This is a genomic window from Rahnella sp. AN3-3W3, from assembly GCF_003263545.1.
In the GTDB taxonomy this organism is placed as follows: Bacteria; Pseudomonadota; Gammaproteobacteria; order Enterobacterales; family Enterobacteriaceae; genus Rahnella; species Rahnella variigena.
Map to the genome: position 1 here is coordinate 1 of NZ_JYDG01000134.1, position 20,484 is coordinate 20,484.

The following is a 20,484-nucleotide window of genomic DNA, read 5'->3' on the forward strand; positions in this document are numbered from 1 at the left end:
CAACGCATCTGCAACTTGAAATATGCCGAGTATTAAGCGTAGCTCAGGTTAACACGATTCCCCAACGCTCTGGCGGCACCTTTAGTGCCGGAAGCGCGGTTTAATTAGCAGGCTAAAAAAGGTAATATGGCGATAATTTCCCCGATCCTCCCTCACTTACGACGGACTGCTCATGACTTATCGCATTATCGCGCTCGATCTCGACGGTACACTGCTGGACCGCCAAAAACGTATCCTTCCTGAATCCCTTGCCGCTCTGGCGGATGCCCGCGCACAGGGTGTCAAAGTGGTCGTGGTCACCGGACGTCATCATGTGGCGATACATCCGTTTTATCAGGCATTGCAGCTCGATACACCTGCTATCTGCTGTAACGGTACGTATTTGTACGATTATCAGGCACGTAAGGTCTTAACGTCTGATCCACTCGACAGTATGAAAGCCAAAAAAGTGATCGACCTGCTGGAGTATCACGGTATTCACGGTTTGTTGTATGTCGATGACGCCATGCTGTATCAGCAACCCAGCGGTCATGTGAGCCGTTCTATCGCCTGGGGACAAACTCTGCCGGAAAATCAGCGCCCGAACATCATTCAGGTTAACAGCTTACGCGAGGCGGCTGATGAAGCGCAGTCCATCTGGAAATTCGCAACTTCCCATCAGGATCTCGATGCATTGCATACTTTTGCAGCGCAGGTAGAAAACGAGCTAGGTCTGGCGTGCGAATGGTCGTGGCACGATCAGGTGGACGTCGCCAAAGGCGGCAACAGCAAAGGCCGTCGTTTGCAGGAATGGGTCGAATCTCAGGGCATGAGCATGCAGGATGTGGTCGCGTTTGGTGATAACTACAATGACCTGAGCATGCTGGAAAACGTCGGTCTGGGTGTGGCGATGGGCAATGCGGCGGATGCTATCAAAGAGCGCGCTGCGCTGGTCATCGGTGACCACGAAACGCCAGGAATTGCAGACGTTATCCGCAGTAAAGTGCTGAACTGATAAGTGTTGTACGCCTTCCCATATCTTACAGGGAAGGCGTTATTCTTCTGACCCGGACATGGGTTATTCTTCTTGCTCTTCTTTCTGTACTTTCACCGCGTTCACCGCTTTCACCCTCGCCGGCCTGACAGAACGGAGGATCCGACAGTTGTTCTCGTCGAAGTAACGGCTTGGCCAGATGCTTGACGGCGGAACACCGAGCGCCTGCGCAATCAGCATTTCACCTTTTGCCCAGGGACGTGCCAGCGCGTTTGCCAGCGTTGAAGACCCCAGTCCTGCCTTGCGTGATACGGCGGCCAGTGTGGTTCTTTTCTTGCGTAATCCGGCAATAATATCTGCGGGATGCCAGTCATTTTCCATTTTCATCGTTCTTCCTTTCGTGATTGATACAGCCTTCAGAAATCTGCACTACACTTTTCGGTTACAACGTTCAGTAACTCTAAACAACAATGATGTTAAGGGATGCTTAACATAACGTCAATACAGTTTTTATGGTTATTGGCTATGATCCCTCACCGACTGAAGTCAGCACGAGCAAAAGCAAAACTTACGCAGGAAAAATTAGGTGTTTTAGCAGGTATTGATGAAAGCACCGCACGCTCGCGGGTTTCTCAATATGAAAGCGGCACGTACAGCCCGAACTTCGACACCATGTGTCATTTCGCCCGCGTACTGAACGTGCCGGAATGTTATTTCTATATCATTGACGATGCGTTTGCCGAACAGGTTCTGGCGCTTTACGAAGTTTTCCGCGCTCCGGTCAAATAACGCACGCCAACGTTAACGGTTCACCGACACGCTTTTGATCTGCGCATACAGCCACTGTCCGGCGCGGATCATCAGTTCGTCTCGCGCCCATGGCGTAATGCGGGCCCAGATAATATGGTCGGCCATCGCCAGTTTCACTTCCACCTGATTGCCGATATCCAGACATTCCAGCACCTTGGCGGGCAGAATATTACGGATACTGCTGTTGTTGGCCGTCGGTTGCAACACCAGTGAAACGTCCGTGGAGTTCACACGAATACGCAGCGGTGTGCCGGGTTCTTCCTCTACTTTGCTTATCCACAACCGCTGATCCCCCACCGCCAGCGCCGTCATCTCATAACGCGGATGATGTTCCAGCACACTGACATTCAGCACGCTACTCTGTTCTGCTTTTGGCAGCCAGGGACGCATGACATTGCTCGCCCAGACATCTTCCAGCGCGCCCATCGCCAGCACGTTGCCAGCATCCAGAACCAGCACTTTTTCCGCCAGACGCAAAATCTCATCCAGGCTGTGCGTTACGTATAAAATCGGGATGCTGACTTCTTGCGCCAGACGCTCCAGATATGGCATCAGTTCCCGTTTACGCGGGATATCCAGTGCCGCCAGCGGTTCGTCCATCAGCAGAATTTCCGGCGCAGTCAGTAAGGCACGGCCAATCGCCACACGCTGCTTTTCGCCTCCGGATAAGGTGAGAGGAAAACGATCCAGTAAGGATTCAATACCCAGCAAATGGACGATGCTGTCGAACTGACCGCGCATCGACGCAGCCATGCCGTATTGCAGATTTCCTTTTACGCGATAATGCGGGAACAGCCGCGCATCCTGGAAAACATAGCCCACGCGGCGTTTTTCAGGCGGCAGGAAAATGTTGTTTTGCGCATCTGACAAGATACGGCCGTTTAAGGTGATGCGGCCTTCATCAGGTTTGGTCAGTCCGCCGATGGCGTTGATCAGCGACGTTTTTCCTGCGCCCGACAGGCCAAAAATGGCCGTGATGCCTTGCGCGGGTAAAGTTTGCGTAACCTGTAAATCTAAATCGCCCAGCTTTTGACTGAAATCGAGTTCGAGCATTTCAGCCTCCCAGCCGGATACGGCTGCGTTTTGCCAGCCAGTCAGAAATCAGTAACGCTGCCAGAGACAACAGAATGGCCAGCACGCAAAGGCGCGCGGCGGCACTTTCTGCGCCCGGTGTTTCAATGAGGGTATACATCGCCAGCGGAATTGTGCGGGTCTCGCCGGGAATGTTCGACACGAAGGTAATGGTTGCGCCAAATTCACCCAATGAACGGGCGAAGGCCAGCACCACGCCGACGATGACGCCGGGCACAGAAAGCGGCAATGTAATCGTGAAAAAGACCCGCCACGGTGAAGCCCCGAGCGTGCGGGCGGCGAGTTCCAGTTTAGGGTCAACGGCTTCGAGTGACTGACGTATCGCACGAACCATCAGCGGGAATGCCACCACGGCAGATGCCAGCACAGCGCCGTGCCAGCTGAAGCTGAAGCTGAAACCAAACCATTCATATAAACGCTCACCGATAAAACCGCGCCGCCCCATTACCACCAGCAATAAATAGCCGATGACCACCGGCGGTAATACCAGCGGCAGATGAATAATGCTGTCGAGCAGGGATTTGCCGGGAAAGCGGCAGCGGACCAGAATCCACGCCATCAGAATTCCAAGCGGCAGACTGCAAACTACGGCCAGACTCGATACTTTCAGACTGAGAAGTACCGCCTGCCACTCATATTCACTCAACATCATGTCGGTTTGTTAATCCTGAAGTAAATGTGCGGCTAAAGATAAAATATCGGCAAAAATTTAAAAGCCTTTAATCGCGGGATCCTGCGTCCGCAAAGTATAAACCGGGACGCAGTGCCGTTGAGACAAAAAAGCCATCCCCAGAGGCGATGGCTTAAGTGTTTCATCTGACGAACAGATGACGTTAACCGCGCGGGGTGAAACCGTATTTTTTGAAGATTTCAGCCGCAGCAGGCGTTTTCAGATAATCATAGAAACCTTTCACGGTGGCGTTGTCATGGTCTTTTACAATCGCCATCGGGTATTCAACCGGTTTATGGCTGGATGCCGGGAAGATGCCCACGACTTTCACTTTTTTGCTGGCGACGGCGTCAGAACCGTAAACAATCCCGACCGGCGCTTCTTCACGCTCAACCAGCGCCATTGCGGCACGAACGTCGCTGGCACGCGCCAGTTTAGGCTCCAGCGTGGTCCAGGCACCCAGTTTTTGCAGCGCTTCTTTGGCATAGATACCGGCCGGAACGTGGTCCGGATCCCCGACTGCCAGACGGCAGTCGCCAATCAGTTTGGTCCACTCGGTTTTATCAGAGATATCGACTTTATCAATTTTGCTGTTGGCCGCAGAAATCAGCACCAGTTCATTGCCCAGCAAGGTGTAACGGGTGTTATCGACCATTTGTTGTTTGCTGATCGCGTAGTCCATCCACTGCTGATCGGCAGAAATGAACATATCCGCAGGCGCGCCCTGCTCAATCTGGCGAGCCAGCGTAGAAGACGACGCGAAAGAAGAGACCACCTGCACACCTTTTTCTTTCTGATATTGGGTGGCGATATCTTGTAATGCATTGGTCAGGGACGCCGCGGCGAAAACAGTGATTTTTTCGGCGGCCTGCGCGTGCAGGCTGACGCCTGCCACCAGCACGGTCGCGGTCAGTAATTTGCCCCAGGTGTGTTTCATCGGATTTCCTCTGCTGTTATAGATATGGATACGTTATGTAGAGATGAATATAACGAGAAAAAACACGATGTCATCCGGTTTTTCCGCACTCTGCTGAAGAAGCGGAAGTTTTTTGATCTCAGACGGAAAATCGAGTCTGTTTCCAAAATGAGTCTGTTCCCAAAAATAGAAAGCCCGGCACAATGGCCGGGCTTCTGGAAAATGCGTTCTCAGAAAACACTCATGTTTCAGTAATGAGGATTCTCGCGGGACTCTTTAGAGTGACCCACGTGGGAGATGAGGTTGAATACTTCGCCCAGTCCCCAGATCAGGCCCAGGATCACAGCGATGAAGACTGGCACCATGATGGCAGCGAAAATCAAACTTTCTAATAGTTCTAACATGATAGCCTCACTTAGCTGGCTGAACCGCCCGCAGACGGTGTAGGACTTCTTGCATGAAGTCAAAAACGTAAATCAAACTGTGGCAGATAATAACAGCACGGGACTGTAAATACTTTAGCATTTAGCCAACTTGCCTGCCTGCGGGTTTAGCGGCGACAATAAAGCATGATTCATTTAAGGAAGCTGCAATGCAAGCCGAAATTCTCTTAACTCTCAAGCTCCAGCAACGCTTGTTCGCCGATCCACGTCGTATCGAATTACTGCGACAGGTGCGTCACACCGGTTCAATCAGCCAGGGCGCGAAGCTCGCGGGGATCAGTTATAAAAGCGCCTGGGATGCCATCAACGAGATGAATCAGCTTGCGGATGAGTCGCTGGTTGACCGCAGTACCGGCGGCAAAGGCGGTGGTGGCGCCGTGCTGACGCCTTACGGCGAGCGCCTGATCCAACTTTATGAGCTGCTGGCGCAAATCCAGCAAAAAGCCTTTGACGTGCTTAAAGAAGATTCCCTGCCGCTGGACAGCCTGCTGGCCGCAATTTCCCGTTTTTCACTGCAAACCAGCGCACGTAATCAGTTCTTCGGCACCGTCGTGGAGCGCACCCATCAGACCGTCCAGCAGCATATTGATATCCTGGTGGCGGACGGAAAAACGCAAATTCGCGCCGCCATTACCGAGCAAAGTGCCGACCGTCTGGCGCTGACACCGGGTAAAGAAGTGCTGGTGCTGATTAAAGCCCCGTGGATAACCCTCGGATTTAACGCTGAAAACAGCCACAACGCGCTGCGGGGCGAAGTTATCAGTATTCAGCGCGGCGAGAAAAACAGCGAAGTGCTGGTGAAATTACCCAGCAGCGAGACATTGTGCGCCACGGTGCCAAATACTGAGATGGATAAACTGGCGCTGAAAACCGGTCAGACGGTATTTGCTCAGTTTGACGATGACAAAGTCATCATCGCCACCCTTTGCTAAAAACGGGTATTTAATCAGTATCTTGCAAAATCAGCGTTTTCATTTTGCAGAATTGTCAATTGACTTGCGAAGATGCAGCGCTTATCCCTTATTTTATAATCATTTCAAAATGAGAGATAAAAAATGTCGTCGTTGCATATTTCGCAAGGCGTTTTCCGCCTCAGTGACACCCGAACCCTCACACTTTCCGATCTGACTCTCCGCCAGGCCGACAGCTGGGCATTTGTCGGCTCGAACGGCAGCGGTAAATCCGCTCTCGCCCGTGCGCTGGCGGGCGATTTAACCCTGCTGAAAGGCACCCGCGAAAACAGTTTTGCACACATCGTCCGCCTCTCTTTTGAACAGTTACAGAAACTGGTCGCGGATGAGTGGCAGCGTAACAACACCGATTTACTCAGTGAAGGTGAAGACGATACCGGTCGCACAACCGCTGAAATCATTCAGGATGACGTGCGCGATCCGGCCCGTTGCGCCGCACTTGCCGCGCAGTTTGGTATTGAGAAATTGCTCGACCGCCGCTTTAAATATTTATCGACCGGTGAAACCCGCAAAACGTTGCTGTGTCAGGTGCTGATGCAACAACCCGATTTGCTGGTGCTGGATGAGCCCTTTGATGGCCTTGACGTTAATGCCCGCGCCCAGCTGGCAGAACTGCTTGAGAAACTTTCCGCCGAAGGCCAGACAATGGTGCTGGTGCTTAACCGCTTTGACGATATTCCTGCGTTTGTGAAAAATGTCGGCGTGCTGGCTGACTGTACGCTGGCGTCGGTGGGCCCGCGTGAACAGGTGATGGCCGACGCGCTGGTCGCACAGCTGGCCCACAGCGAAAGCCTGAATGGCATGGCCGTGCCGGAAGCTGAAGATCCAACCGCCCGCATCAGCCCGCCTGCTGACAGTCCGCTGATCGTGCTGCGTGACGGCGTGGTGCAGTACAACGACAAACCGATTTTGCATAACCTCAGCTGGCAGGTCGATCACGGTCAGCACTGGCAGATCACCGGCCAGAACGGCGCCGGAAAATCCACGCTGCTGAGTCTGATTACCGGCGACCACGCGCAAGGCTACAGTAACGATCTGACGCTGTTTGGCCGTCGGCGTGGCAGCGGTGAAACCATCTGGGACATCAAGCGCCATATCGGTTACGTCAGCAGCAGCCTGCATCTGGATTACCGCGTCAGCACCAGCGTGCGCAATGTGATTACTTCCGGCTTCTTCGACTCTATCGGTATTTATCAGGCAGTCTCTGACCGCCAGCGCTCCTGACGTCGCAATGGCTGGAACTGCTCGGTCTGGGGGGCAATGCCGGTGAGACGCCATTCCACAGTTTATCCTGGGGACAACAGCGGCTGGCGCTGATCGCCCGCGCACTGGTTAAACATCCTGCCCTGTTAATTCTTGATGAACCGTTGCAGGGTCTGGATCCGATCAACCGTCAGCTGGTGCGCCGGTTTGTCGATATTTTGATTGGCGAAGGGGAAACACAGCTGCTGTTTGTTTCGCATCACGCCGAAGACGCCCCGCAATGCATTACGCATCGCCTGAGTTTTATCCCTGACGGCGATATTTATCGTTATCAGATTGACGCATTGTAACTTTCTTCCCTTTTCCGGAGGCCATCAGCGCCGTCACAATGCCCGCCAGCGCCAGTGCCCCACTGGCTGCTGGATAAAATGAGCACCATTCCCCGGATGTTGTCCGAAAAATCACAATAAAAGCTGATTCATATAACGCAAACAAATCAGTGTAAGCGATTACACTTACCATCAATTCTGACTTAATGCCGGATGTCGCGGGCTTTCTGTACGGCGCACTGTACCTGTTTGCTCATCCTGAAAGGTGCTAAACTGTTTGTGTAAGCGATTCCATTTTATTGGGGATGGATCACCTTTTTCAGCCTTGCAGCGTGATATCGTTGCAGCAAGATAATCATCGGGGAGCTCTTATGTACGTCTTAGTCACAGGTGGTAGCGGTTACATTGGCAGTCATACTTGCGTGCAACTGATTGACGCAGGTTATACGCCAATCATTCTGGATAACCTTCACAACAGTAAAGTCAGCGTGCTTGAACGCATTCATACGCTGACCGGCAAAACGCCGCTGTTCTATGAAGGAGACATCCGCGACCGTGCACTCCTCGATAAAATTTTCAGTGAACATCATATTCATTCCGTCATTCATTTCGCGGGCTGGAAAGCCGTGGGTGAATCCGTGGCAAAACCGCTGGCGTATTACGACAACAACGTCACCGGAACGCTGGTGTTGCTTGAAGCGATGCGCGCTGCGGGCGTCAAAAACATGATTTTCAGCTCTTCGGCAACCGTGTACGGCGACCAGCCAAAAACGCCTTATGTCGAAGACTTCCCGACCGGCAATCCCTCCAGCCCGTATGGCCGCAGCAAACTGATGGTCGAGCAAATTCTGGAAGATGTGCAACGTGCGGAACCTGAATGGAGCATGACGCTGCTGCGTTATTTCAATCCCGTCGGCGCGCATCCGTCTGGCCTGATGGGTGAAGATCCGCAAGGCGTACCGAATAACCTGATGCCATTTATCGCGCAGGTCGCGGTAGGTCGTCGCGAATCGGTGGCCATTTTCGGCAACGACTATCCGACCCCGGACGGTACCGGCGTGCGTGACTATATTCACGTGGTGGATCTGGCTGACGGCCATATCGCGGCGATGAAAACCCTGCACAACAAAGCGGGCGTACATATTTACAACCTGGGCGCGGGCTTTGGTCACAGCGTGCTGGACGTGGTTAATGCCTTTAGCAAAGCCTGCGGCAAGCCGGTGAATTACAAATTTGCACCACGTCGCGATGGCGACTTACCGGCGTACTGGGCGGATCCGACGAAAGCCGAGAAAGAGCTGCACTGGAAAGTCACCCGCACGCTGGAAGACATGGCCAACGACACCTGGCTGTGGCAGTCGAAAAACCCGCAGGGCTACCCGGATTAAGGAGCACTAAGGAAAGTTATGACAACGTTTAACCCGATTGACCATCCGCATCGCCGCTACAATCCGCTGACCGATCAGTGGGTTTTAGTCAGCCCGCACCGCGCCAAGCGCCCGTGGCAGGGCCAGCAGGAAGCAGTTTCGCAGGAAGTGCTGCCAGCACACGATCCAGACTGTTTCCTGTGTCCGGGAAATACCCGTGTGACCGGTGATGTGAATCCGAAATACACCGGCACTTATGTGTTCACCAACGATTATGCCGCGCTGATGCCGGACACGCCGTTTGCGCCGGAAAGTGACGATCCGCTGATGCGCGTTCAGAGCGCACGCGGCACCAGCCGTGTGATTTGCTTCTCGCCGGATCACAGCAAAACTTTGCCCCAGTTGTCAGTTGAAGCACTGACGGAAATCGTCAGAACCTGGCAGGAACAGAGCGCAGATTTGGCAAAAACTTATCCGTGGGTGCAGGTTTTTGAGAATAAAGGCGCCGCAATGGGCTGTTCGAATCCGCATCCGCACGGCCAGATTTGGGCCAACAGCTTCCTGCCTAACGAAGCCGAGCGTGAAGACCGCCTGCAACGTGCCTATCTGGAAAAACAGGGCTCGCCGATGCTGGTGGATTACGTGCAGCGCGAGCTGGCAGACGGCAGCCGTACGGTGGTCGAAACCGAACACTGGCTGGCGGTAGTGCCTTACTGGGCGGCGTGGCCGTTCGAAACGATATTACTGCCGAAAGTGCATGTGAAGCGCATCACCGAGCTTTCTGATGAACAGCGCAGTGATCTGGCGCTGGCGCTGAAAAAGCTGACCAGCCGCTACGACAATCTGTTCCAGTGCTCTTTCCCGTATTCAATGGGCTGGCACGGCGCGCCGTTTACCGATGGCGACAACGAACACTGGCAGTTGCATGCGCATTTCTATCCACCGTTGCTGCGTTCAGCGACAGTGCGCAAATTCATGGTCGGCTATGAAATGCTGGCTGAAACCCAACGCGACCTGACAGCGGAACAAGCCGCAGAACGTCTGCGGGCGGTGAGTGATGTTCATTATCGTGAGGCCGGAGAAAAACAATGAAACTGAAAACCAAGACCCTGGAAATCTTTGCCGATAAATTTGGCTACCCTGCGACCATCACTATCAAGGCACCGGGCCGCGTAAATCTGATTGGCGAACATACCGACTATAACGACGGCTTCGTATTGCCGTGCGCGATCGACTACGAAACGGTGATCGCCTGCGCGCAGCGCAACGACCGCACCATCCGTGTGATCGCCGCCGATTACGACAATGACGAAGACAGCTTTTCTCTCGACGAACCGATTCTGCACACCGACGCGCACCCGTGGGCCAACTATGTGCGTGGCGTGGTCAAACATCTGATGCTGCGTAACAAAGATTTCTCCGGCGCTGACATGGTGATCAGCGGCAATGTGCCGCAGGGCGCGGGCCTGAGTTCATCGGCATCTCTGGAAGTGGCCGTCGGTCAGGCGCTGAAATCATTGTACGATTTGCCGCTGGATGGCGTGGCGCTGGCACTGAACGGTCAGGAAGCGGAGAACCAGTTTGTCGGCTGTAACTGCGGCATTATGGATCAGCTGATTTCCGCACTCGGCAAGGAAAATCATTCCCTGCTGATCGACTGCCGTTCACTGGAAACCCGTGCGGTGTCTATGCCGACAAACGCGGCGGTGGTGATCATCAACTCCAACGTGAAACGCGGTCTGGTCGACAGCGAATATAATGCCCGTCGCGAACAATGCGAAGTCGCCGCCCGGTTCTTCGGTGTAAAAGCGCTGCGTGACGTGGATCCTGCCCTGTTCTTCTCCATTCAGGATGAACTGGATCCGGTGGTTGCCCGCCGTGCGCGTCACGTGATCACTGAGAACGACCGCACACTGGCGGCAGCGGATGCACTGGCCAGCGGCGACCTGAAACGTATGGGCGAGCTGATGGCGGAATCTCACGCTTCCATGCGCGATGATTTTGAAATCACCGTTCCGCAGATCGACAAGCTGGTAGAAATCGTCAAAGAAGTGATTGGCGATAAAGGCGGCGTGCGTATGACCGGTGGCGGTTTCGGCGGCTGTATCGTAGCGCTGGTTCCGGAAGACATGGTGGAAAAAGTCCGTCATGCCGTAGAACAGCAATATCACGCCCACAGCGGCCTGAAAGAAACCTTCTACGTTTGCACCGCATCACAGGGAGCAGGCATATGTTAAAACCTGAAAACACACAGCTGGCGCCCGACGGCCAGCCGTTTGAACAGGTGACGCTACAGAATGCGGCGGGTGCCACCGCCACGTTTATGGACTGGGGCGCGACCTGGTTATCTTTCACGCTGCCGCTGGCCGACGGCACCTCTCGTGAGCTGTTGCTCGGCTGCGAGTCGCCGCCGGAGTACATGAATCAGAGCGCGTATCTGGGTGCCACCGTGGGGCGTTACGCCAACCGTATCGCACGTTCGCAGTTTGAAGTTGACGGCAAACCGCATCTGGTAGTCGCCAATCAGGGCGTTCATCAGTTGCACGGCGGGCCGGAAGGCTTCCATGCGCGTCGCTGGAAGATCCTCGGGAAAACCGCGCAAAAACTGACGTTCGAATTGTTCTCAGCCGATGGCGATCAGGGTTACCCGGGCAATATGACCGCCAAAGTGCATTATCAGCTGACTGACGATAACCGTCTGGAAATTCGTTATGAAGCGACTGTCGATAAGCTGTGCCCGGTCAATCTGACCAATCACGCCTATTTCAATCTCGACGGCGAAGGCACTGACGCGCGCCAGCATAAGCTGCAACTGTTTGCTGACCGCTTCCTGCCGGTCGACAGTGACGGCATTCCTTGCGCCGATCCGACGCCAGTTGAACATACCGGCATGGATTTCAACGCCGCAAAAACGCTGGCGAAAGATTTCCTCAAGGATCGCGATCAGCAACGGGTGAAAGGTTATGACCACGCGTATCTGCTCAACCGCTCATGCAATGCTGCTACAAATCCGGCAGCACATTTGTGGTCTGCGGATGGCAAAGTGAAAATGACCATGTTTACCTCGGCGCCAGCGGTTCAGCTTTATAGCGGCAATTTCCTCGGCGGAACACCGAACCGCAGCGGCGGCGAATATGCCAGCTATAACGGTGTGGCGCTGGAAAGTGAATTCCTGCCAGACAGCCCGAACCACGCAACCTGGCCACAGCCAAGCTGCTGGATCAAACCGGGGCAGGCATATAAATCTGCCACCACGTATCAGTTCTTCGCGCTATAACGTCCATCATCTTTAACGTTTATCAGACAGGGTCGCCCGGCCCTGTCTTCATTTATTCCGACTTCTGCAAATTTGTGACTCACGGCGCATCTGTATCAGCACTTTTTCAGCTAAAGGCATTTCCCGCATCTACTCTTAGAGAGTGTCCTGCATAAAAGGACGTTTAATAAGGAGTTCGATATGCGTTTACCCGTTGTGTTATCCCTGCTGGCAACGCTTTGCGCGGCTGGCTCCGCTCTGGCGGCTGACCCTGTGAAAGTGCCTTCTCCTGCTCAGACTGAGCAACGCCAAAAGATGACCGACTGTAATCAGCAGGCCACTACCCAGTCCCTGAAAGGTGATGACCGTAAAAAATTCATGAGTCAGTGCCTCAAGGCGGAAACCAAACCGGCGACGGCAGGCATGACGCCTCAGCAGGAAAAAATGAAAACCTGTAACGCTGACGCAGCGAAAAAAGAGCTTAAAGGCGATGCACGTAAAACCTTCATGAGTACCTGCCTGAAAAAAGCCAGCTAACTGCTGTCCTTTTGCAAAAAACGCGCTGTCCGGGAAACCGTTCGCGCGTTTTGTTTTACATCGCCGCAGCAAATTCGTTATGTTTAATACAAACGGTGTCCCGCAAAGGCTTCCTGAGGAAGTTTCAGATTGCTGTCCGGGAGGCCAAGCCCCTATAATGATAACCGTTATCATTGAAAATTCAGTTAACTGAGGAGTTTAGCTATGGCTGTAACCAAGCTGGTGCTGGTAAGACACGGTGAAAGTGAGTGGAACAAAGAAAACCGTTTTACCGGTTGGCATGATGTTGAACTGTCCGATAAGGGTCGCACTGAAGCAAAAGCTGCTGGTCAGTTGCTCAAAGACGAAGGCTTCCAATTCGACTTCGCTTATACCTCTGTGCTGAAACGTGCCATCCATACTCTGTGGAGCGTTTTGGACGAACTGAACCAGCCATGGCTGCCGGTTGAGAAATCCTGGAAACTGAACGAACGTCATTACGGCGCGTTGCAGGGTCTGGATAAAGCAGAAACCGCTCAGAAATACGGTGACGAGCAAGTTAAACAATGGCGTCGTGGCTTCGCGGTAACTCCGCCAGAACTGGATCGCGCTGATGAGCGTTTCCCTGGCCATGACCCGCGCTATGCAAAACTGACTGCGGCTGAACTGCCAACGACTGAAAGCCTGGCACTGACCATCGAACGTGTTATCCCTTACTGGACTGACGTGATCAAACCACGTATCGCCAGCGGCGAGCGCGTGATCATCGCTGCGCACGGTAACTCCCTGCGTGCACTGGTCAAATATCTCGATGACCTGAGCGAAGACGAAATTCTGGAACTGAACATCCCTACCGGTGTTCCATTAGTTTACGAATTCGACGAAAACTACAAACCAATCAAACGTTACTATCTGGGTAATGCCGACGAAATCGCAGCGAAAGCAGCGGCCGTGGCAAACCAGGGTAAAGCGAAGTAATTTCGCGTTTTCTGTGTTAAACAGAGCGATTGGAACAGGCACGCGCAAGCGTGCCTTTTTTGTTTTCTAAATCTGACACTCCCCTGCCCTTCTCCAGACTTTCCGGAAAATCCTCCCTTTTTGAAATTCGTGATCCAGCGCTGGATTTTTAAATAACAGTTTTGCTACATTTTTATCTTTCGAATGAAAGCAAAGCAACATTCGTACGAAATAATTATTTCACCAGTCTGCAGGAGGTTTTATGGATAACAGATTTACGTCAACGACATTACCTGTTGATTATAAAAAGAATATTATTGAGATGAAAAAACAACTACGCGCACAGATTGGCGATGTTGAAGGACTCTTCCGGCAGGTCTGCGAAAAAATTGAAACGGAGATAGCCGCAGCAAGGGCGGAGGAAGCGGCTAACGGCACTGCATGGCCGCAAATAAGCTGGTCAGAACTGGCAGAAGGCCGGGTATCCGATGCGCAGATTGCGCAGGTGAAACGTCGTGGATGTCTGGTGGTACGTCAGACATTTGAACGTGATGACGCGCTTGCAATGGATAAATCCATGCTGCATTACCTTGACGAAAACAATTTCGATGAGGTTTATCGCGGACCGGGTGATAATTTCTTTGGTTCACTGGACGCTTCCCGCCCTGAGATTTATCCCATCTACTGGTCTGCCGCACAGATGGAAGCCAGACAGAGTGAGGAAATCGGCACGGTTCAGTCATTTTTAAACCGTCTCTGGAAGTTCGGCGACCATCAGGGCGCATGGTTTAATCCCGACGTAAATATTATCTATCCGGACAGGATCCGCAGGCGTCTTCCGGGCACCACTTCTAAGGGGCTGGGCGCACATACCGATTCCGGCGCGTTAGAACGCTGGCTGTTACCGGCGTATCAGAAAGTCTTCCGCAAGATTTTCACCAACCGTTTTGAAGAATACGATCCATGGGATGCGGCTTTCAGACCCGACATCAATGAATACGATGTTGATAACACGACTAAATGCTCAGCTTTCCGGACATTCCAGGGCTGGACTGCGCTGTCTGATATGCAAACCGGACAGGGCTTGCTGCACGCCGTTCCAGTGCCTGAGGCGATGGCGTATGTGCTGCTGCGTCCGCTGCTTGATGATGTGCCGGAAGATGAACTCTGTGGCGTTGCGCCTGGCCGTGTTTTACCTGTTTCCGAAAAATGGCATCCGCATCTGATTAAAGGCCTGTGCAGTATTCCGGAACTTCAGGCGGGCGACTCGGTATGGTGGCATTGTGACGTCATTCATTCCGTCGCGCCGGTTGAAGATCAGCAAGGATGGGGAAATGTGATGTACATTCCGGCCGCACCACTGTGCGAAAAGAATGTCGCTTATGCCCGTAAGGTACACGAAGCGCTGAAGACAGGCGCTTCACCAGAGGATTTTCCCCGCGAAAACTATGAAGCGAACTGGACAGGACGATTCCTTGAACGTGATCTCAACGCTAACGGACGGCTGGGTGTCGGGATGAAGAAGTAACTGTTCGCGCTATTTTGTGGTAATACGTTTAATTAAAACGAACAGCCGCAAGGAGAAACCGATGCCCGTCAGACTCGCCTGCCCCGATGACGCAGAAATACTCTGGGAAATCAGAAATCAGGCTATCCGCCACGGATGTAAAAATACCTATGGCACCGACATTGTGATGGCCTGGACGCCGGATCAGATGCCGCCCGGTTACCGTAAAGCCATTGCTGAGAATCCTTTTTATGTGGCTGAAGCGCACGGTCTGGGTACACCTGCGGCAACGGGTTATCTCGACCTGAAAAATGGCAGCGTTGAGGCGATATTCACCTTGCCGGAATTCGAAGGAAAAGGACTCGCTACGCAAATTCTCAATACACTAAAAGCTGAAGCAAAATCTCGGGGGTTTAAAGAGATCATCCTGTCATCCACGCCCAATGCTTTTGAGTTTTATAAGAGGAACGGATTCAGCTTGGTAAAAGAGGGTCTGTACCGGTCAGAAATGGCGAATGCCGATTTGCGTTGCATGGAGATGCGCTGCGCACTTTGACGTATTCAGCTAATAAAAAGCCCCGCAAAAGCGGGGCTCAGAAAGATGTGCTGGCGTTAAAGAATTATCCGCGACGCGCTTTAACGGCGTTCGCGAGATTACGCAGCAGCACTTCTGTGTCTTCCCAGCCGATGCAGGCATCGGTCACGCTCTGACCGTAAACCAGCGGCTCGCCGCTGTCGAGGCTCTGGTTCCCTTCCACCAGATGGCTCTCAACCATTACGCCCATAACTGCCTGTTCACCGCCAGCAATCTGCCCGCAGACGTCTTCGCAAACTTCCATCTGCTTTTTGAATTGCTTACTGCTGTTCGCATGGCTGAAGTCGATCATGATACGTGCTGGCAGACCGCCTTTTTTCAGGCCGTCTTTCACTTCGAGCACGTCCTGAGCGCTGTAGTTTGGCTTTTTGCCGCCGCGCAGAATGATATGGCAGTCGTTGTTACCGCTGGTATTCACGATGGCGGAGTGACCCCATTTGGTGACAGACAGGAAGCAATGTGGCGCGCCTGCGGCGTTAATGGCGTCGATAGCCACTTTGATGGTACCGTCGGTACCATTTTTGAAACCGACCGGGCAGGATAAACCGGAGGAAAGCTCACGGTGAACCTGAGATTCTGTGGTACGCGCACCGATTGCGCCCCAGCTCATTAAATCCGCCAGATATTGTGGCGTGATCATGTCAAGGAACTCGCCAGCGGCAGGCAAACCGGTGTCATTAATATCAAGTAACAATTTGCGGGCAATGCGCAAACCATCGTTAATCTGGTAGCTGTTGTTCATGTGCGGATCATTGATCAGCCCTTTCCAGCCCACCGTAGTACGCGGTTTTTCGAAATAAACGCGCATTACCACTTCCAGCTCACCCTGCAATTCTTCACGCATTTTCAGCAGGCGTGCCGCATATTCTTTGGCAGCTTTAGGATCATTGATTGAGCAAGGCCCGATAACAACCAGCAGACGATCATCGTTTCCTTTCAGGATCTTATGAATAGCATTACGAGCCTGAGAAACTGTTTTTGCCGCTTTGTCAGTGGCGGGAAATTTTTCGAGCAGGGCAACCGGAGGTAAAAGTTCTTTGATTTCTTTGATGCGTAAATCGTCGTTTTGATAATTCATAACAGTTCCATTCGGGTGTTCATAAGAGACAAAGCGAAACGCTGACCGCGTTCAATCTAGCCGTAATGGGGAGCAGTGTAAACCTGCTTTTACACTTACGAATAGTCTCATTTTGATTTAGGACATAATTTATTTAGCTAGGCTTTAAGCAGACACATGAAACACGACCACGGACCTTTCTGAAACAATGGAGATGACATTATGAAAAAGCTCGCAATCATGTTACTGACTGCCACTATGGCTCTGACAACGGGCGCGGCCTTTGCTGCCGGTGAAACCTCGGCTGGTGATAACAACGGTCAGGCCAATCAGTCCGGTTCACCTGGCTCAATTCAGAATATGGCACCTAAAAGTGTTGATAATGACCAGATTAACAACACGAACAAGCCAGCAGATGAAGTGAATACCAAAACGGATACCACCAAGCAGCATATGAGCAAGGACAAACAGCATAAGAAAGCGATGTGCAAAGATGGTCGTTGTCCTGACCAGGCACCTGGAACCACGCAATCAAAAGAAACTGGTAAATAAATACGCCGGTAGTCTCTCGCTCAGGAGGAACTTCGGTTCCTCCTTATTCCGATACTTCCCCTTCTTGCAACGTCATCTGATTACGCTATTGTGATCGTCTCTGTTCATCATCTTTGTGAATATAACTATGTCTTCTTCCCTGTTACCGCAGGATAAAAATAGCCGTCGCCTGTTACTGGCTTTCCTTGTAACCGTTGTTTTTATGGTTGCGGAAGTTATCGGCGGGCTGATTTCTGGCTCTCTGGCGTTGCTGGCAGATGCCGGTCACATGCTGACAGATGCTGCCGCGTTGCTCGTGGCGTTGATGGCCGTGCGTTTTGCAAAACGTAAGCCCAATTCCCGTCATACCTTTGGTTATCTGCGCCTGACGACAATGGCGGCTTTCGTTAACGCCGCCGCGCTGTTAGTGATTGTGGTGCTGATCGTCTGGGAAGCCATTGCCCGCTTCTTCAATCCACAGCCGGTGATGGGTACCACGATGCTGGTCATCGCTATCGCCGGGCTGTTTGCCAATATTCTGGCGTTCTGGTTACTGCATCAGGGTCAGGAAAAAGCCAACATCAACGTGCGCGCTGCGGCTCTGCATGTGCTGGGTGATTTACTGGGATCGATTGGTGCGGTCGCTGCAGCACTGATCATCATGTATACCGGCTGGACGCCCATCGACCCGATTCTGTCGGTGCTCGTGTCGTGTCTGGTGCTGAACAACGCCTGGCGGCTACTGCGCGAAAGTTTTCATGAGTTGCTGGAAGGTACGCCTGAGGAAATTGATATCGATAAACTGCGCCGTGATTTGTCGCTGAGCATCCCTGAAGTTCGCAATGTCCATCACGTTCACGTCTGGCAGATTGGTGAACAGCGGCTGATGACGCTGCATGTGCAGGTGGTGCCACCGCACGATCACGATGCGCTGTTAGACCGCATTCAGCATCATTTGCTGGAGAAATGCCGTATCGGCCACGCGACGATTCAGATGGAATACGGTCGCTGTGAAACGCCGGATTGCGAGATTAATGAAATCCCGGCTGCCAGCGCAGAGCACGATCATCATGGTCACTCCCACGCACACCATCATCACTGATGTTCACCAATAGCAGAAAGCAAAACGCCTCCGGTATGGAGGCGTTTTTGTTTAAACAGATTCAGACGGTTTGCAGTGGCTGCGAGCCATTTTGCTTCGCGCTCTTGATCCACAGCCACGAACCATTGAGTGCAATCAGCGTCAGCAACACGTATTCGAGCGCCATCGCATAGACGCCCTGATAAGCAAAAATCGCCACACTTATCACGTCGATCACCATCCACAGCAACCAGTTCTCGACATATTTGCGCGTCATCAGCAGCATCGCCACAATCGACAGCACCATCATTGATGAATCCCAGAAAGGGAAAGCATCCGGCTGCAATTCTGGCATCTGCACATTCATCCCCAGCGCCTGCATCAGATTGACCGCCACCAGAGTGAGCGCAGCAAATACGCGGTCAATGTTAAACGTCATCAGCAAAATGCCTGCGACGCACACCACGCCCCATATCAGCGCTTTCCCACGTGGCAACCAGCGGATCTGCAATTCTGCTTCCTGATCCGCTGTCTGACGGCTCCAGGCGTACCAGCCATAAATATTGGCGGCAAAGAAGAAGATCTGCAGCAGTAAACTGGCGTAGAGCTGGATCTGGAAGAAGATGATCGCAAACAAGGTGACGTTGATCAGACCAAACGCGTAATTGATGAGCTTTTCTTTGCTGGCGTACCAGATACAAAGCAAACCAAAAATAGTGCCAACCGCTTCAATCCAAGACAGGTCATATCCGCCTTTGCCGAGAGGAATATGAACCAGAATATTGCTGGTACTGAAAAAATCCATCATCACGTCCTTCCTTTTTCGTCAGTCACATCGCGTTTGCTTACAGGGCTTTGGCCTGTGTGCGTAATTTGAGTTGTGCGGCAAAATCCAGCATACGGTTCAGCGGAATCAATGACTTCACACGCAGCGCCTCATCGACTTCTATGGCATGTTCTGCTCCGCCGTGCTCCAGACCTTCAGCAATGGCTTTCAGGCCGTTCATCGCCATCCACGGGCAATGCGCGCAGGTGCGGCAACTTGCGCCCTCGCCTGCCGTTGGCGCTTCGAATAATTCTTTATCCGGGCACGCTTGCTGCATTTTGTAGAAAATCCCGCGGTCGGTAGCGACGATCAACTGTTTCTGAGGCAAGGATTTTGCCGCCTGAATGAGCTGACTGGTAGAACCGACCGCATCAGCCATATCCACAATCGCCTGAGGAGACTCAGGATGCACCAGAACAGCGGCGTTTGGATACAAGCCTTTCATTCGGGTCAGGGCCTGGGTTTTAAACTCGTCATGGACGATACAGGCACCCTGCCAGCACAGCACATCAGCGCCCGTCTGCTTGCGAACATAATTGCCGAGGTGACGATCCGGTGCCCAGATTATTTTTTCGCCCAGACTATCAAGATGTTCAATCAGTTCTACCGCAATGCTCGACGTAACTACCCAGTCGGCACGGGCTTTCACCGCCGCAGAGGTATTAGCGTAGACCACAACGGTGCGATCGGGGTGCTGGTCACAGAAATCTGAGAAAGCCTGTTCCGGGCAACCCAGATCCAGCGAGCATTCCGCATTGAGCGTCGGCATGAGCACTGTTTTTTCAGGGCTGAGAATTTTGGCCGTTTCACCCATGAAGCGTACGCCGGCCACCAGCAACGTGGAAGCCGGATGCTGACTGCCAAAGCGCGCCATTTCCAGAGAGTCTGCGACAATGCCCCCGGTTTCTTCTGCAAGCGCCTGAATTTCAGGATCAGTGTAGTAATGCGCCACCATCACGGCATCACGTTCCCTGAGCAATTTTCTGATCTTCTCTTTGTAGAAAGTCTTTTCATCTGCACTCAGAACTGCGGGTTTAGGAGGAAAAGGATAAACCGTCGCATTCAGGTCCAATGTTTCGCTCATACTCGTCATCTCATTCAGTCAGGCAGCACGCCTGAAACGCCAGAAGCCGCAACAGATCCCATCCGGAAACCCGTTGGTTTTGTATGCTAAACAAAATACCGTATAACACAGGAAAAGTCGTCCAGATATTAGCCATAAGGCTTAAAATGTTTACTGCACTTAAAAGAGACGAAGATTGACAAAATTGCCGGAGAAATGGATATCGCGATGGAAGGAAGTTTCAAGCGTCAGATGCGAAAAAAGCGCCAAAAGGCGCTTTTCTCTGAAAGTGTGCTTTAGATGGTGGGCCGTGCTGGATTC

The 20,484-nt window shown here is 52.5% G+C and carries 21 protein-coding genes and 1 pseudogene; 14 read left to right on the plus strand and 8 right to left on the minus strand.

Translation table 11 applies throughout. The annotated features are described in order from the left end of the window. Nucleotides 1-172 precede the first annotated feature (172 nt). A complete protein-coding gene (locus tag UC15_RS24965) occupies nt 173-994 on the plus strand; it encodes a pyridoxal phosphatase (protein WP_112291847.1) in 822 nt (273 codons plus the stop codon). A gap of 63 nt (nt 995-1,057) precedes the next feature. Here UC15_RS24965 and UC15_RS24970 read toward each other — a convergent pair whose 3' ends face one another. Then, entirely contained in the window at nt 1,058-1,354 is a 297-nt protein-coding gene (locus UC15_RS24970) for a helix-turn-helix transcriptional regulator (protein WP_112291883.1), read from the minus strand. 144 nt (nt 1,355-1,498) lie between these two features. On the opposite strand from UC15_RS24970, the gene UC15_RS24975 reads away from it, so the two are divergent. After that, nucleotides 1,499-1,762 (plus strand): helix-turn-helix transcriptional regulator, encoded by a 264-nt coding sequence (locus UC15_RS24975; protein WP_112291849.1) that lies wholly within the window; start codon nt 1,499-1,501, stop codon nt 1,760-1,762. Between the two features lie 12 nt (nt 1,763-1,774). On the opposite strand, the gene modC is transcribed toward UC15_RS24975, so the two are convergent. From modC to UC15_RS25000, 4 genes are all read right to left on the minus strand, one after another. Beyond that, nucleotides 1,775-2,836, minus strand: coding sequence for a molybdenum ABC transporter ATP-binding protein ModC (modC, locus tag UC15_RS24980; protein ID WP_112291851.1), 1,062 nt, complete (start codon nt 2,834-2,836; stop codon nt 1,775-1,777). 1 nt (nt 2,837) lies between these two features. Further along, on the minus strand, nt 2,838-3,527 hold the full coding sequence (gene modB, locus UC15_RS24985) for a molybdate ABC transporter permease subunit (RefSeq protein ID WP_112291853.1): 690 nt from the start codon (nt 3,525-3,527) through the stop codon (nt 2,838-2,840). 181 nt (nt 3,528-3,708) lie between these two features. Further along, nucleotides 3,709-4,482 (minus strand): molybdate ABC transporter substrate-binding protein, encoded by a 774-nt coding sequence (gene modA, locus UC15_RS24990; RefSeq protein WP_112291854.1) that lies wholly within the window; start codon nt 4,480-4,482, stop codon nt 3,709-3,711. Between the two features lie 227 nt (nt 4,483-4,709). Beyond that, nucleotides 4,710-4,865, minus strand: coding sequence for an AcrZ family multidrug efflux pump-associated protein (locus UC15_RS25000; RefSeq protein WP_112291857.1), 156 nt, complete (start codon nt 4,863-4,865; stop codon nt 4,710-4,712). A gap of 188 nt (nt 4,866-5,053) precedes the next feature. Here UC15_RS25000 and modE point away from each other — a divergent pair, with 188 nt between their 5' ends. From modE to UC15_RS25050, 10 genes and pseudogenes are all read left to right on the plus strand, one after another. Then, a complete protein-coding gene (gene modE, locus UC15_RS25005; protein ID WP_112291859.1) occupies nt 5,054-5,836 on the plus strand; it encodes a molybdenum-dependent transcriptional regulator in 783 nt (260 codons plus the stop codon). A 123-nt stretch (nt 5,837-5,959) separates the two neighbouring features. Then, nucleotides 5,960-7,428, plus strand: a pseudogene (gene modF / locus UC15_RS25010) (molybdate ABC transporter ATP-binding protein ModF). Between the two features lie 350 nt (nt 7,429-7,778). Continuing rightward, on the plus strand, nt 7,779-8,795 hold the full coding sequence (gene galE / locus UC15_RS25015) for a UDP-glucose 4-epimerase GalE (protein WP_112291861.1): 1,017 nt from the start codon (nt 7,779-7,781) through the stop codon (nt 8,793-8,795). Nucleotides 8,796-8,813: 18 nt separating this feature from the next. Continuing rightward, nucleotides 8,814-9,866 carry a galactose-1-phosphate uridylyltransferase gene (galT, locus tag UC15_RS25020; protein WP_112291863.1) on the plus strand — a complete coding sequence of 351 codons (1,053 nt, stop codon included), beginning with the start codon at nt 8,814-8,816 and terminating at the stop codon, nt 9,864-9,866. Next, entirely contained in the window at nt 9,863-11,011 is a 1,149-nt protein-coding gene (gene galK / locus UC15_RS25025) for a galactokinase (RefSeq protein WP_112291865.1), read from the plus strand. Before galT ends, galK begins: the two co-directional genes overlap by 4 nt. After that, entirely contained in the window at nt 11,005-12,051 is a 1,047-nt protein-coding gene (gene galM, locus UC15_RS25030) for a galactose-1-epimerase (RefSeq protein WP_112291866.1), read from the plus strand. The genes galK and galM overlap by 7 nt, the downstream gene beginning before the upstream one ends. Nucleotides 12,052-12,231: 180 nt before the next feature. After that, the gene (locus tag UC15_RS25035) at nt 12,232-12,567 is read left to right on the plus strand and encodes a PsiF family protein (RefSeq protein WP_112291867.1); all 336 of its coding nucleotides are present in this window, start codon (nt 12,232-12,234) and stop codon (nt 12,565-12,567) included. Nucleotides 12,568-12,771: 204 nt separating this feature from the next. Then, on the plus strand, nt 12,772-13,524 hold the full coding sequence (gene gpmA, locus UC15_RS25040) for a 2,3-diphosphoglycerate-dependent phosphoglycerate mutase (protein WP_112291869.1): 753 nt from the start codon (nt 12,772-12,774) through the stop codon (nt 13,522-13,524). Between the two features lie 241 nt (nt 13,525-13,765). Then, nucleotides 13,766-15,031 carry a DUF1479 domain-containing protein gene (locus UC15_RS25045; protein WP_112291871.1) on the plus strand — a complete coding sequence of 422 codons (1,266 nt, stop codon included), beginning with the start codon at nt 13,766-13,768 and terminating at the stop codon, nt 15,029-15,031. A gap of 61 nt (nt 15,032-15,092) precedes the next feature. After that, nucleotides 15,093-15,566, plus strand: a complete 474-nt coding sequence (locus UC15_RS25050) for a GNAT family N-acetyltransferase (protein WP_112291873.1) — start codon at nt 15,093-15,095, stop codon at nt 15,564-15,566. A gap of 64 nt (nt 15,567-15,630) precedes the next feature. Here the strand turns inward: UC15_RS25050 and aroG are convergent, their stop codons facing one another. Continuing rightward, nucleotides 15,631-16,683 carry a 3-deoxy-7-phosphoheptulonate synthase AroG gene (gene aroG, locus UC15_RS25055; RefSeq protein ID WP_112291875.1) on the minus strand — a complete coding sequence of 351 codons (1,053 nt, stop codon included), beginning with the start codon at nt 16,681-16,683 and terminating at the stop codon, nt 15,631-15,633. Nucleotides 16,684-16,884: 201 nt separating this feature from the next. Between aroG and UC15_RS25060 the strand changes: the two genes are divergently transcribed. Both UC15_RS25060 and zitB read left to right on the plus strand, forming a co-directional pair. Beyond that, on the plus strand, nt 16,885-17,214 hold the full coding sequence (locus UC15_RS25060; RefSeq protein ID WP_112291877.1) for a protein YbgS: 330 nt from the start codon (nt 16,885-16,887) through the stop codon (nt 17,212-17,214). A 127-nt stretch (nt 17,215-17,341) separates the two neighbouring features. Next, nucleotides 17,342-18,295 carry a CDF family zinc transporter ZitB gene (zitB, locus tag UC15_RS25065; RefSeq protein ID WP_112291879.1) on the plus strand — a complete coding sequence of 318 codons (954 nt, stop codon included), beginning with the start codon at nt 17,342-17,344 and terminating at the stop codon, nt 18,293-18,295. Nucleotides 18,296-18,356: 61 nt separating this feature from the next. Here zitB and pnuC read toward each other — a convergent pair whose 3' ends face one another. Then, a complete protein-coding gene (gene pnuC, locus UC15_RS25070) occupies nt 18,357-19,079 on the minus strand; it encodes a nicotinamide riboside transporter PnuC (protein WP_112291885.1) in 723 nt (240 codons plus the stop codon). 40 nt (nt 19,080-19,119) lie between these two features. Then, on the minus strand, nt 19,120-20,184 hold the full coding sequence (gene nadA, locus UC15_RS25075) for a quinolinate synthase NadA (protein ID WP_112291881.1): 1,065 nt from the start codon (nt 20,182-20,184) through the stop codon (nt 19,120-19,122). Between the last annotated feature and the right edge of the window lie 300 nt (nt 20,185-20,484).

Bases quoted from the DNA above. Each gene is read 5' to 3' on its own strand.
- UC15_RS24965 (WP_112291847.1), top strand. From the start codon at position 173: ATGACTTATCGCATTATCGCGCTCGATCTCGACGGTACACTGCTGGAC.
- UC15_RS24970 (WP_112291883.1), bottom strand. From the start codon at position 1,354: ATGGAAAATGACTGGCATCCCGCAGATATTATTGCCGGATTACGCAAG.
- UC15_RS24975 (WP_112291849.1), top strand. From the start codon at position 1,499: ATGATCCCTCACCGACTGAAGTCAGCACGAGCAAAAGCAAAACTTACG.
- modC (WP_112291851.1), bottom strand. From the start codon at position 2,836: ATGCTCGAACTCGATTTCAGTCAAAAGCTGGGCGATTTAGATTTACAG.
- modB (WP_112291853.1), bottom strand. From the start codon at position 3,527: ATGATGTTGAGTGAATATGAGTGGCAGGCGGTACTTCTCAGTCTGAAA.
- modA (WP_112291854.1), bottom strand. From the start codon at position 4,482: ATGAAACACACCTGGGGCAAATTACTGACCGCGACCGTGCTGGTGGCA.
- UC15_RS25000 (WP_112291857.1), bottom strand. From the start codon at position 4,865: ATGTTAGAACTATTAGAAAGTTTGATTTTCGCTGCCATCATGGTGCCA.
- modE (WP_112291859.1), top strand. From the start codon at position 5,054: ATGCAAGCCGAAATTCTCTTAACTCTCAAGCTCCAGCAACGCTTGTTC.
- galE (WP_112291861.1), top strand. From the start codon at position 7,779: ATGTACGTCTTAGTCACAGGTGGTAGCGGTTACATTGGCAGTCATACT.
- galT (WP_112291863.1), top strand. From the start codon at position 8,814: ATGACAACGTTTAACCCGATTGACCATCCGCATCGCCGCTACAATCCG.
- galK (WP_112291865.1), top strand. From the start codon at position 9,863: ATGAAACTGAAAACCAAGACCCTGGAAATCTTTGCCGATAAATTTGGC.
- galM (WP_112291866.1), top strand. From the start codon at position 11,005: ATGTTAAAACCTGAAAACACACAGCTGGCGCCCGACGGCCAGCCGTTT.
- UC15_RS25035 (WP_112291867.1), top strand. From the start codon at position 12,232: ATGCGTTTACCCGTTGTGTTATCCCTGCTGGCAACGCTTTGCGCGGCT.
- gpmA (WP_112291869.1), top strand. From the start codon at position 12,772: ATGGCTGTAACCAAGCTGGTGCTGGTAAGACACGGTGAAAGTGAGTGG.
- UC15_RS25045 (WP_112291871.1), top strand. From the start codon at position 13,766: ATGGATAACAGATTTACGTCAACGACATTACCTGTTGATTATAAAAAG.
- UC15_RS25050 (WP_112291873.1), top strand. From the start codon at position 15,093: ATGCCCGTCAGACTCGCCTGCCCCGATGACGCAGAAATACTCTGGGAA.
- aroG (WP_112291875.1), bottom strand. From the start codon at position 16,683: ATGAATTATCAAAACGACGATTTACGCATCAAAGAAATCAAAGAACTT.
- UC15_RS25060 (WP_112291877.1), top strand. From the start codon at position 16,885: ATGAAAAAGCTCGCAATCATGTTACTGACTGCCACTATGGCTCTGACA.
- zitB (WP_112291879.1), top strand. From the start codon at position 17,342: ATGTCTTCTTCCCTGTTACCGCAGGATAAAAATAGCCGTCGCCTGTTA.
- pnuC (WP_112291885.1), bottom strand. From the start codon at position 19,079: ATGGATTTTTTCAGTACCAGCAATATTCTGGTTCATATTCCTCTCGGC.
- nadA (WP_112291881.1), bottom strand. From the start codon at position 20,184: ATGAGCGAAACATTGGACCTGAATGCGACGGTTTATCCTTTTCCTCCT.